General features: G+C 65.7%; 12 protein-coding genes. 4 read left to right on the forward strand and 8 right to left on the reverse strand.

Annotated features, from left to right (window positions below; genetic code table 11):
- The 4 genes from VGI12_06345 to VGI12_06360 all read left to right on the forward strand — a co-directional run.
- The coding region (locus VGI12_06345; protein ID HEY2432276.1) for an OB-fold nucleic acid binding domain-containing protein at positions 1-2345 on the forward strand (2345 nt) is incomplete at its 5' end.
- 83 nt (positions 2346-2428) lie between these two features.
- Positions 2429-3358 carry a hypothetical protein gene (locus tag VGI12_06350; protein ID HEY2432277.1) on the forward strand — a complete coding sequence of 310 codons (930 nt, stop codon included), beginning with the start codon at positions 2429-2431 and terminating at the stop codon, positions 3356-3358.
- Positions 3359-3504: 146 nt separating this feature from the next.
- Positions 3505-4131: an MgtC/SapB family protein gene (locus VGI12_06355; protein ID HEY2432278.1), complete on the forward strand. Its 627-nt coding sequence runs from the start codon at positions 3505-3507 to the stop codon at positions 4129-4131.
- Entirely contained in the window at positions 4128-4988 is an 861-nt protein-coding gene (locus VGI12_06360) for a phospholipase D-like domain-containing protein (protein HEY2432279.1), read from the forward strand. The genes VGI12_06355 and VGI12_06360 overlap by 4 nt, the downstream gene beginning before the upstream one ends.
- 110 nt (positions 4989-5098) lie before the next feature.
- Here VGI12_06360 and VGI12_06365 read toward each other — a convergent pair whose 3' ends face one another.
- The 8 genes from VGI12_06365 to VGI12_06400 are packed head-to-tail and all read right to left on the reverse strand — an operon-like array spanning position 5099 to position 11443.
- The gene (locus VGI12_06365; protein HEY2432280.1) at positions 5099-5989 is read right to left on the reverse strand and encodes a metallophosphoesterase; all 891 of its coding nucleotides are present in this window, start codon (positions 5987-5989) and stop codon (positions 5099-5101) included.
- 15 nt (positions 5990-6004) lie between these two features.
- The gene (locus VGI12_06370) at positions 6005-6616 is read right to left on the reverse strand and encodes a hypothetical protein (GenBank protein ID HEY2432281.1); all 612 of its coding nucleotides are present in this window, start codon (positions 6614-6616) and stop codon (positions 6005-6007) included.
- A gap of 37 nt (positions 6617-6653) precedes the next feature.
- On the reverse strand, positions 6654-7157 hold the full coding sequence (locus VGI12_06375) for a YajQ family cyclic di-GMP-binding protein (protein ID HEY2432282.1): 504 nt from the start codon (positions 7155-7157) through the stop codon (positions 6654-6656).
- Positions 7157-8143, reverse strand: coding sequence for a radical SAM protein (locus tag VGI12_06380; GenBank protein ID HEY2432283.1), 987 nt, complete (start codon positions 8141-8143; stop codon positions 7157-7159). The genes VGI12_06375 and VGI12_06380 overlap by 1 nt, the downstream gene beginning before the upstream one ends.
- 24 nt (positions 8144-8167) lie before the next feature.
- Positions 8168-8947 carry a DUF4097 family beta strand repeat-containing protein gene (locus tag VGI12_06385; GenBank protein ID HEY2432284.1) on the reverse strand — a complete coding sequence of 260 codons (780 nt, stop codon included), beginning with the start codon at positions 8945-8947 and terminating at the stop codon, positions 8168-8170.
- A gap of 35 nt (positions 8948-8982) precedes the next feature.
- Complete coding sequence (locus VGI12_06390; protein ID HEY2432285.1) at positions 8983-9639, reverse strand: YqiA/YcfP family alpha/beta fold hydrolase; 657 nt, start codon at positions 9637-9639, stop codon at positions 8983-8985.
- Entirely contained in the window at positions 9609-10109 is a 501-nt protein-coding gene (locus VGI12_06395; protein ID HEY2432286.1) for an SET domain-containing protein-lysine N-methyltransferase, read from the reverse strand. Before VGI12_06395 ends, VGI12_06390 begins: the two co-directional genes overlap by 31 nt.
- Positions 10110-10132: 23 nt before the next feature.
- Positions 10133-11443: a UDP-glucose/GDP-mannose dehydrogenase family protein gene (locus VGI12_06400; GenBank protein ID HEY2432287.1), complete on the reverse strand. Its 1311-nt coding sequence runs from the start codon at positions 11441-11443 to the stop codon at positions 10133-10135.
- Positions 11444-11488: the final 45 nt, after the last annotated feature.

Consider the following 11488-nt stretch of genomic DNA (forward strand, 5'->3'; position numbering starts at 1 on the left):
CGGTGGCGATGGACCTGTTGTTCGAGCGTTTCCTCTCCGAGGAGCGCGGCGAGTGGCCCGACATCGATCTCGATCTGCCGAGCGGCGACCGGCGCGAGCGGGTGATTCAGTACGTGTACGAAAAGTACGGCCGTCTCGGCGCCGCGATGACCGCCAACGTCATCACCTACCGCGGCCGCAGCGCCGCGCGCGAAGTGGGGAAGGCGCTGTCGATCGACCTGGACACGATCGACCGGCTGGCGAAGGTGATGGGGCACTTCGAGTTCGTCGATCCGAGCGAGACGCTGGGCCGGAACCTGGCGTCGATCGGCGTCGACGCCGCCGATCCGGCGATCCACCAGTTCGGCGCGCTGTGGCGGCAGATCCAGGATCTGCCGCGCCATCTCGGCCAGCATTCCGGCGGCATGGTGATCTGCCAGGGGCGGCTCGACGAAGTCGTGCCGCTCGAAAATGCCTCGATGCCCGACCGCGTCGTCATCCAGTGGGACAAGGACGACTGCGCCGACATGGGGATCGTCAAGGTGGATCTGCTCGGCCTCGGCATGATGGCGGTGCTGCAGGACGCGCTGGAAGTGGTGAACGCGGCCGAGTCCCGAGTCCCGATGACCGAGCAGGATTCTCGGACCTCGACCATCGACCATCGGCCGTCGGCGCTCGATCTCGCGCACCTGCCCCCGGACGATCCGGCCGTCTACCGCATGCTGCAGGAAGCCGACACGATCGGCATCTTCCAGGTCGAGTCGCGGGCGCAGATGGCGACGCTGCCGCGGCTGCAGCCGAAGACGTTCTACGACATCGTCGTCGAGGTGGCGATCATCCGTCCGGGCCCGATCGTCGGCAACATGGTGCATCCCTACCTGAAGCGGCGGCGCGGCGACGAGCCGGTCGCCTATCCGCACCCGTCGCTCGAGCCGATTCTCGCGCGGACGCTCGGCGTCCCGCTCTTCCAGGAGCAGCTGCTGCGGATGGCGATGGTGGCGGCGGGGTTCAGCGGCGGCGAGGCCGAGGAACTGCGCCGCGCGTTCGGGTTCAAGCGATCGGAAAAGCGCATGCAGCAGATCGAAGGGAAGCTGCGCGCCGGCATGGAGCGGAAGGGGATTACCGGCGGGGCGCAGGAAGAGATCCTGCGCTCGATTACCTCGTTCGCGCTGTACGGGTTCCCCGAGTCGCACGCCGCCAGCTTCGCGTTGCTGGTCTATGCGAGCGCGTATCTGAAAGCGCACTTTCCGGCCGCGTTCTACACGGCGCTGCTCAACAACCAGCCGATGGGCTTCTACCATGCGTCGACGCTGGTGAAGGATGCGCAGCGGCATGGCGTCCGCTTCGCGCCGATCGACGTACAGGTGTCGGACTGGGCGTGCCGCGTCGAGGTCGACGGCCGCGTGCGCCTGGGGCTGATGTACGTGAACGGGTTGCGGCGGGAATCGGCGGAGGCGATGGCGGCCGCCGGGGCCGTCGCTGCTGCGGCCTCCGACACTCGAGGTCCGATAGCCGATAGCCGATGCAGGTTGGATGACCTGCGGTGTCCCAAGTGCGGCAATGACGATCGCTCAATGCTTGAAACGCTGCACACCTACGAAGGATTCTGTAACGTCTGCTCGCATTTGTGGACGCTGCCGGTAACGACGTCCATCGGTCATCGTCCATCGCCCATCGATCATCAGACCCCCACGCAGCCGCGTTTCGAGACGCTCGATCAGCTGATCCGCCGATGCGGGCTGCGGCGTGACGAAGTGGCGACGCTCGCGGAAATCGGCGCGCTCAACGCGTTCGGCTTCGATCGCCGCACGGCGTTGTGGCAGGTGGAACAGGCCGTGCGGCCCGCCGGCGAGCTCTTCGCGGACGCCGGCGATGTCATTTCCCACCCCTCACCCTTCCCCCAACCTCCGGTCTCCGACGCCCGGCCACCAGCTTCCTCGCCACTCACGCCAATGACGATCCCGGAGCGCCTGCTCGCCGACTACGCGGGTACCGGCCTGACGATCGGGCCGCACCCGATGTCGCTGCGGCGCGGCGAGCTGGCGCAGCGCGGCGTGCTGCGCGCGCGCGACCTGCCGGCAGGACGCCATGGCCGCCGCGTCCGCGTCGCCGGCGCGGTGATCACGCGCCAGCGTCCCGGCACGGCGAAGGGATTCGTGTTCCTCACGCTCGAAGACGAGACCGGCATCGCCAACATCATCGTGCGCCCCGATCTCTATTCCGAGCAGCGCGCGACGATCGGCGAGCCGTATCTGATTGTCGAGGGCACGCTGCAGATTCAGGAAGGGGTGACGTCGGTCAAGGCCGAGCGCCTGCACCGGCTCGGCGGGCGCGATCCGCAGATGGATTCACACGATTTCCGGTGAGGAGGCGAGACATCCGCCGGCCGGTAACTCCGACGGCCTCACCCCGTTGAGCTGGCCCCCCCCTTGCAGACTCGCAGGCAGGCATGAGGACGTACCCGCTTCTGCTGCTTGCGGTGGTGACGTCGACGGCGCGTCATCCGACACCCCGGCCGCCGAAGGCGCCCCCCACGCCGGCGCAGCTGACTGAGCTGTGGGTCGAACCCGAACCCGGGCGAGATCTCTTGTGGGGCGTCGGCGGCCGCCGTCTCCAGCCGGAGCCGTCGGCCACCTATAAGATCCTCGACACCAAGCGCGCCGGATTCAGCATGGGATTCACCGCGCAGGATCCAGGCGGCCGCCAGTGGAGCGTCAAGCTGCCGCCCGAGGCGCCGACCGAGGTCGTGGCCTCGCGCATCCTCTGGGGGGTCGGCTATCATCAACCCCCGATCTACTATGTGGGTCGATGGAACGCCGAAGGGTCGGACGATCCGAACCCGCAGCTGCCGGGGCGCTTTCGTGAGAACAAACCCGCGCTCCATGGTCTCGACGCCGGCAAATCGTGGTCGTACTATCACGGCCCGTTCGTCGGCACGCGTCCGATGAACGCGCTGCTCGTGCTGATGGCGATGCTCGATAATTCCGACCTCAAAGACGAGCAGAACGTCGTCTACCGGCTGTCGAGTCCGTTCGAGGGCGCGTCCCGCTGGTACGTGGCCCGCGATCTCGGACAGTCGTTTGGCCGCACCGGCGTCATCGACGCGCCGCGCGGCGATGCCGCCGTCTTCGACGAGACGCCGTTCATCACTGGCCTCGACGGCCACTACGTCCGCTTCGACTGGCACGGCCGCCACGGCGTGCTCCTCGAGCGGATCACGCCCGAGGACGTGCACTGGATCTCCGCGCGTCTACAGCGCCTGACGGATCGGCAGTGGCAGGACGCGTTTCGCGCCGGCGGCTACGCGGCCCCGGTTGCCGCGCGTTTCATCCGTCGCTTCAAACAGAAAATCGAGGAAGGACTGGCAGTCGGACGATGAGCACCCGTATGCGTGTGGTTCCGTGGTTCCTGGCACTGGCGGTCTTGGTCGCCGCACCGTCGGGCGCCGCCGCCCAAAAACACAAGGATGACCCGCAAGACCTGTCTCTGTCGGATCAGGGAGATCGCGGCGAGGCTCCGACCATGATGGACGAGGTCCGCCACGCGGGCATACGCCTGCCGCTGGCGGCGCTGCTCGGCACGCTCCTCGCGATTCGCCCGCGGCGGCGCGGCACTCCGCCGCGGCAGCCGGCGGTGATCCAGACCCAGATCATCTTGGCGATCGTCGGGGCGGTGGTGATGCTGGTGGTCGGCACCAATCTGGCGCGCGCCTTCGGCGTGGTCGGCGCGGCGGGTCTCGTGCGGTATCGCGCCAAGGTCGACGATCCGAAGGATGCCGGCGTCATGCTGACGACGCTGGCGGTCGGGCTCGCATCGGGAGTCGGCCAGTATGTGATGGCGGTGCTCTCGGCGGCCTTCATTCTCGCCACCCTGTGGGCGATCGAATCGTTCGAGCCAGAGGGGCGCCGGCTCTACACGCTGTCGATCAAGATGGGGGACGACACTGACGGCCGGTGCAAGCCAATCGAGGCGATCCTGCACCGACATAATGTAGACTTCGCGCTGCTGACCTCCTCCGACGGGGAAGTCAGCTACGAGGCGAACGTGCCGCTCGAAGTCGATCGCGATCGCATCACCACGGCCCTGCTGAAGCTCGATCCTGACGGGCACGCCTCGATCGAGTGGACAGACAAGAAGGCCAAGGCCAAGTGAAGCTGATCATCGAGCCGGCAGATGGCGTTGCGCCCGTCGTCAGGGCCATCGACCGCGCCAAGAAGTTCATCGACATCATGATTTTCCGCTTCGACCGGGTCGAAGTGGAAAAGGCGCTGAAGGCCGCGGTCACCCGCGGGGTGAAGGTGCGGGCGCTCATCGCCCATACCAACAAGGGGGGGGACAAGACGCTGCGCAAGCTCGAGATGCGGCTGCTCGAGTGCGGCGCGACCGTCGCCCGCACCGCCGATGACCTGACCCGGTACCACGGCAAGATGATGGTGATCGACAACCGCAGCCTGCACGTCTACGGGTTCAACTACACCAAGCTCGACATCGACAAGAGCCGCAGCTTCGGCATCGTCACCCGCGACACGCGACTGGTGGCCGAGGCAATGCACCTGTTCGAGTCCGACGCGCTGCGAAAGAACTACGAGGCGAACCATGCACGCCTGGTCGTCAGTCCTGAGACGTCGCGTCCGCTGCTCACCGCCTTCGTCAAGGGCGCACGCAAGCAGTTGCTGATCTACGACGCGCAGGTCAGCGACAACGCCATCCAGAAGGTGCTCGCCGATCGCGCCGCCGACGGCGTCGAGATCCGGATCATCGGCGCCCTCGAGAAAGACATCAGGTCGGTCAAGGTGCGGCGGCTGTCGCCGCTGCGCCTGCACGTCCGCGCGATCATGCGCGACGGCTGCGAAGCGTTCATCGGCAGCCAGAGCCTGCGCAAGCTCGAACTCGAAGGCCGGCGTGAGGTCGGAATCATCGTCAAGAACACGGCCATCGTCCGCAAGATGATCGCGACGTTCGAGAGCGACTGGAAGGCAAGCGGCAAGAAAGTCGCGAAAGCGTCGTGATCATCCGAGGGGCGTTGCCCCTCGGACTCCCCATCGCCGTCGCTCGCTCGCCGCGGCGCCGGCTCGCTCTGCTCGGGCGGCTCGCTCGCCAAGATCCTGCCGCCGCGGCGCTACTTCCGGCGCTGGATGGTTCCCGAGTCGATGACGTTCCCATTCAGCCCGATGGTGTTGAAGGTGAGCGTGTCGCCATCCACCTCCATGAGCATGAACGTCTGCTGACGATCGTCGCCGAACGCAGTCAGGCCGGTACCTCTGCGGATGTCCCCTTCGCGCAGTTGTCCCGAAGAGCCTTCGACGAAGTAGGGGATGCCGTTCTGCGGCTTGATTCGCTCGTAGATGTGATCGTGCCCGTTGAGGACGAGGCTCACCTTGCCGCGGATGAACAGCGGTTCGAGCACCTGGCGAAGCTTGACCTGCGAGCCGTGGGTCTTGCCCGACGAATAGAGCGGATGGTGAAAGTAGACGATCTTCCAGCCTTCGGTCGAGTGCTGCAGCTGATCGTCGATCCATTTCACCTGATCGGGATCCATATAGGCGCTCTCGAGCGCGAAGAACCGGACGTCCTCCTTCGGCGCCTTGAAGGAGTAGTAGACCTTCCCTTCCATGTTGAAGTTCTTGTAGTAGCGTTGCTCGCGCGAGTCGTGGTTGCCGAGCGACGCATAGAACTTGACGCCGGCGTCGAGCAGACCCTTGTACGGCGCTTCGAACTTCTTGGTGTAGTCCTGCGGCCGGTCGGCGCCGTAGATGTTGTCGCCCATCATCACCACGAGCGGGAACGTGAAGCGCTGATACCACTCGAGCATCCGCTGGCCGATCTCGTATTGCTCGCGATCGCCGGTACCGTTGTCGCCGATGACGGCGAAGTGCAGCGTGTTGGGTTTGTTGGGCAGCTGGACCTGCGCCTGCGCCTGCGCCTGGGCGTGGCCGCCCGCCCGGAGGAGCAACAGCAGCGCAAGCGAGCACGCAAGGGACGACCAGCGAGGGTGGCGGCGTAGTGTCATGCGATCCGCACTCCTCTACTTGAACGCCATCGGGACCCAGTCCGGGATGACGTGGGCGTGCGGGTCGAACAGGATGAGGTTCTGGCGGACGAACCGGTATTCCATTTCCTCTGGCAGCTTCGGCAAGTGCTGCAGCACCTGCGGCGGTACCGTCGATACCGGGATCTCGTCGGGGTAACGGCCGTTGGGCGACAGCTTGACGTCTCCCTTGTACTCGTTGTCCAGGATCTCGGTGCGGACGTGCGCGCCGTCGGTGCCGGCGAAGATCGGCTGCAGAAGTCGGCGGACGAGGTCCTGCATCTGCGCGTCGAAGAGGTCCCCCTGCTTCGCCCCCCGACGCGCGTTCTGGATCAGCGTGGCGAGCGCGCGCTCGTGGTGGTCGATGACGGTGGGGTCGGTCTGCTTCGGAAGCGGCGGTAGCGTCGCTTCGAGCTTCTTGTGCAGCGCGACGTAGGTATCGACGCGGCGGACGAAGGCCTTGATGATGTCGGCGTTGACGTCGCTGGGGTTCTCGCGCTTCTGGGGCGAGACGGTCGGCACGTGTTTACTCGGCGGGGTCTGGGGCGTCGGCGGCGGCGTCTGTTGGAACGGCGCCAGGCCCAGCGTCAGCGCGAGCAGCATTCGCATGACCTGAGTCTATGCAAGTGCAGGGCCGGTTGAGCTGTCAGCCTCGATAATTCCCGAACTGCAGCGCGCAGCCGAAGTCGTGCTCGCGCAGCACGCGCATCGCTTCCTGCAGCTCGTCCTTGGAGGGGGAGGTGACGCGCACCTGATCGCTCATGATCGCCGCGGTCACCTTCTTCAGCTTCCGCTCCTTGAGGACCCGGATCATCTCCTTGGCCGCCTCGGTGGGAATGCCTTGCTGCAGCTTGACGACGCGCCGCACCGTGTCGTTGGTCCCGCGTTCGGCCTCCTCGAGTGTCAGGTTCTTGGTCGGCACGCCGCGGCGAACCATGCGCGTCTGCAGGATCTCCCACACCGCGGTCATCTTGAAGTCGTCGTCGGCGGTGAGGAGGATGGTGTTCTCGGCCTTGTTGAGGTCGATCGCGGCGCGAGAGCCCTTGAAATCGTAGCGCTGCGCCAGTTCTTTCTTCGCCTGGTTGACCGCGTTGTCGACTTCCTGCAGGTCGACCGTCGACGTGACGTCGAACGACGCCGCCTGCGCCATCAGGCGACCTGCTCGCGGTCTCGTTCCCGACGATCGCGAAGGCGCTTGCCGATCTTGACGGAGGTCTCGAAGATCGCGCCGACCCGGATGCCGCCGGCCAGCCGGTGCGCGCCGACGGCTTTCAACCCCGCCGAGGCGATGCAGCCGCACTGCGAGCAATCGGGGTTGCCGCCGAACTGGCACGGCGTGATGCGCCGCTCGAAGTCGGCCGACACGCAGCTCGTCGTCAACGCGAAGACGCACTCCTCAGGGGTCGTCGGCGGGGTGGCGTACTGCTTGACCAGCCCCTCCGGCATCCCGATCTTCGGGTACCGCACCCGGAGCGACATCAGCGCGGCGATCACCCGCTGGCGATCGTCCGGGGTGAGGATTTCCGGCGCGACCTCACCGACCTGCGGCGTGTAGAGGCTGAACCAGAGCTGAGCGACGTTCGGATTGGCGGACCAGAACTTCACGAAGTCGTCGAGGTAGCCGTCGCGCTGCACCTGCTGCCGCGTCACCGTGCAGTGCACCGTGACCTTGTGTCCGGCGATGTGCTTGAGAATGCGATCGTAGGTGGCAGGCGTCCGGCGCGCGTCGTGCTCCGGCTGCAGGCCGTCGATCGACACGACGAGCTGGAGGCGGCGGATGGCGGCCCACTGCTCGGGAATCGGCCGCACCGCGCTCGTCACGAGCTGTGTGTAGATGCCCTTCGCGGCGAGCGCGGGCAGGATCGTGTCCAGTTCGCGGAAGCGGACGAGCGGTTCGCCGCCGACGATCGACACATGAATCGGCTGTTCGGCTTCGACCAGCGCCAGCACCCGATCGATCAGTTCCTGTCCCTTGTAGTCGGTGACCTGACGCAGGTTGATGTCGCCGCCCAGGTGTTCACTGCCGTAGGCATAGCAGCCCGGGCAGCGCAGCGGACACTCCCGCGTGATTTCGATCGAGAGCGACGGATGATAGCCCCGGAGGATCTTTCCCCACGCGGTGATGATGCCTTCCATCATCGTGATCTTACATGAATTGCCCTACTCTCGCTTGATCGCGATACCGCCGTTCACGCTCTCGAGCGACAGCGTGCGTCCACCACCGCCGATCGTCCCGTCCAGCCGCCGTCGATCCACCTTGGAAGTGGTGATCGGAAAATCGGTCTCGATGCCGCCGTTCACCGTCGAGGCGTGCAACTCCGTGCTGAGCGACGCCGGCAGCGTCAGCGTGATGCCGCCGTTGACCGTCGCCATCGCCAGGCGATCGCTCCAGTCGGCGCGTCCCATCTCGCCGGTGATCGATCCGTTGACGGTCTGGGCGCGCCCGACGCCGGTCGTCGAGAAAACGATCGAGCCGTTCACGCTCGTCAGGTCGACGTCGCCGTTGAGCCGCGTCGCCTCGATGGCGCCGTTGACCGTCCGGCCGGTGAGCGCAACACCCGCGGGCACGTGCACCACGAAGTGCACGGTGACGTCGTTGTTCTGGACGTTCATCCGCCCCTCGCTGCCGGGCCGGCACTCGTTGGGCTGCCGGCCAGCAGGGGTCGGGTAGACGGCGCAAATCGTCACGCCGCCTGCGTGCGGGACGACGTCGATGCGCACGCCGGCTGGATCGTCGTGCCGCGCGCGTTTCACGGCGGTGACCTCGACGTCGTTGCCGCCAGAGGGCTCGGCGCTGACATCACCGTTGACCCCTTTGATCTCAATGGTCTGTCCCTGCGCCACCGCGCCATGCCAATTGAAGTCCTGGGCCGAGACGGCCAGTGGCAGCGCGATCAGTGTCAGAGCGGCCGTGGAGGCGAGACGAACAATTCGCTGCATGCGGCCTTAGACGGCGGCCGGGCCGACCGGGTTGCCTATGGCAGGAAACGGTCGATCGTCTCAGAGATGAACGGCATCGAACCGCCGAGCTGATGGTCGTCGTCGAGCATGTGCAGCTCCACGTTCGGCCGCGCCGCGGCCCACCGCTCGACCATCGCTGGATTGACGGCAGTGTCGCGGCGGCCCTGGAACGCGAGAATTGGCATGCGCACCTCGGCGTGCATTGCGTCATAGCGTCGGGCGTCTTCGTAGAGCCCGTAGTGAATCGGCAGCATGCGGCCGTAGCCGTAGTGAAACACAGCGATCGCCCCGTCGCGCTGCCATTGCACCAGATCGGCGCCTTGCGGTCCGCTCACGCCCTCCTCCGAGAAATCGAGCGCCGGCGCCAGCAGGACGAGGCGTTCGACCCGCTCCGGCCACGCCGCCGCCGCCTGCACCGCGACAAAGCCCCCGAGACTCGAGCCGACGATGGTCACCGGTCCGGCTGCCTGTTCGACGATCGCGCGCGTCTGGTCGAGCATCCGCGTGACCGTCAGGGTGGAGAAGTCTGGCAGGTTGAGATCCGGAATGGCGACGTCGAACCCGCGCGCGCGCAACCGCGCCCCGAGATAGGTCGCCTTGCCGGAGTGACTCGAAGAAGCGAAGCCGTGCAGATAGACGATCAAAAGCGCGTCTGACAACCCGGGCGGCACCGGCACTGAATATTGCCGTCGCCGTCGGTCGAATAATCGTAGCTCAGTTCCTCGCCTCTTCGGATGTTGCGGGCCGCGCGGATCCAGATCGTGTCGCCGACCACCTGCGTATAGCAGTTGGGGCGGCACGCATGGTTGATGTAGCGGGCGATGTTGCCCCCGACCGCCGCGTCACGTACGTACAGCCGGTTCAGCTTGAAGCACCAGATGTGCCCCTGTTTGAGGTAGCGTCCCTCGCGCTTCAGGCTTTCGCGATTGTCGATCTTCTCGCCGGCGTAGTCGACGATGCGCGTGTTCTTGGAAATCGACCTGGTGGCGAAGACCCCCCAGCCGGAGATCGTGGAGCGCCGTTTTTCAATCACAAAGAATGTGGAAATGTGGAGATGTGAAAATGTGGAGATGTGGGAATGTGGGAATGTGGGAATGTGGAACGAGCGTACCAGATCCCTGACATCTCCACATTTCCACATTTCCACATCTCCACATTTCCAATTCACCAGCAGATTCCCCGATAGTCGGCGGCGATGGCTTCGCGCGGCGTGCGGACGCGTACCAGGTCGAGCACGATGTGATCGGGACGTGTGCGGGCCAGAGCGTCGGCGAATTCCGGGGCCTGGTTGCCGACGACGATCACCTCGGAGACGTCGAGCAGTTCGTCGAGGCTTTCAGTCAGCAGCGACGACAGGTGCGGGATCTGGGTGTTGATGTAGTCCTTGTTGGCTCCGACCAGACGGGCGATCGACACGTTGCGGTCGTAGATGCAAAGCGAGTAGCCCTTGCCGAGCAGCGCCTCGGCGAGGATGACGATCGGACTCTCGCGCAGGTCGTCGGTGCCGGCCTTGAACGAGAAGCCGAGCAGGCCGATGCGCTTGCGGCCGGTGTCGACGACCTGATCGATTGCGTGCTGGATCTGCAGCTGGTTGCTCGCCAGGATCGACTGGATGACCGGCATCTCGAGGTCGACTTCCTTGGCGCGGTACTGCAGCGCGCGGACGTCCTTCGGCAGGCAGGAACCCCCGAACGCGAATCCGGGCTTCATGTAGTAGGACGACAGATTCAATTTGTCGTCCTTGCAGAAGATCGTCATCACTTCATGGCTGTCGATGCCGACGCGCTTGCAGACGTTGCCGATCTCGTTGGCGAACGTCACCTTGAGCGCGTGCCAGGTATTGCTCGCGTACTTCATCATCTCGGCTGTGCGGATGGTCGTCGTCTCGATCGGCGACTCGACCTTCGCGTAGAGCGCCTTGGTCGGGTTCGCGTCCGACTGGTAGTTGTGTCCGATCAGCGTCAGCGGCGGATGGCGGAAATCGTGGATCGCGGTGCCTTCGCGGAGGAACTCGGGATTGACCGAGACGCCGAAGCCGGTGCCGTACTTCTTGCCCGACGTTCGCTCGAGCGCCGGGATCACCACCTCGTGCGTCGTTCCCGGCAGAACCGTGCTGCGGACGACCACGACGTGATAACGGTCCTTGTCGGCGAGCGCGCTGCCGATCTGCTCGGCCACCCGTTCGAGATAGGTCAGGTCGAGGCTGCCGTTCCGGCGGCTCGGAGTGCCGACACAGATGAGCGAGAGGTCGGTCTCCCGGATCGCATCGGCCGTGTCGGTAGTCGCGCGCAGCCGTCCGTTCGCCGCATTCTGCTGAATCAGCTCGTCGAGCCCTTTCTCGACGATCGGGCTGCGGCCCTCGTTGATCGCCGCGACCTTGGCGGCGGCGACGTCGACGCCGACCACCGAATGGCCGTCTTCGGCGAAGCACGCGGCCGAGACGCTGCCGACGTATCCGAGTCCAAACACTGACACGTTCACGGTACCCTCCACGCCGGGTCGAAAGACCCGGCCACCAAT

The organism is Vicinamibacterales bacterium (genome assembly GCA_036496585.1).
Lineage (GTDB): Bacteria > Acidobacteriota > Vicinamibacteria > Vicinamibacterales > 2-12-FULL-66-21 > JAICSD01.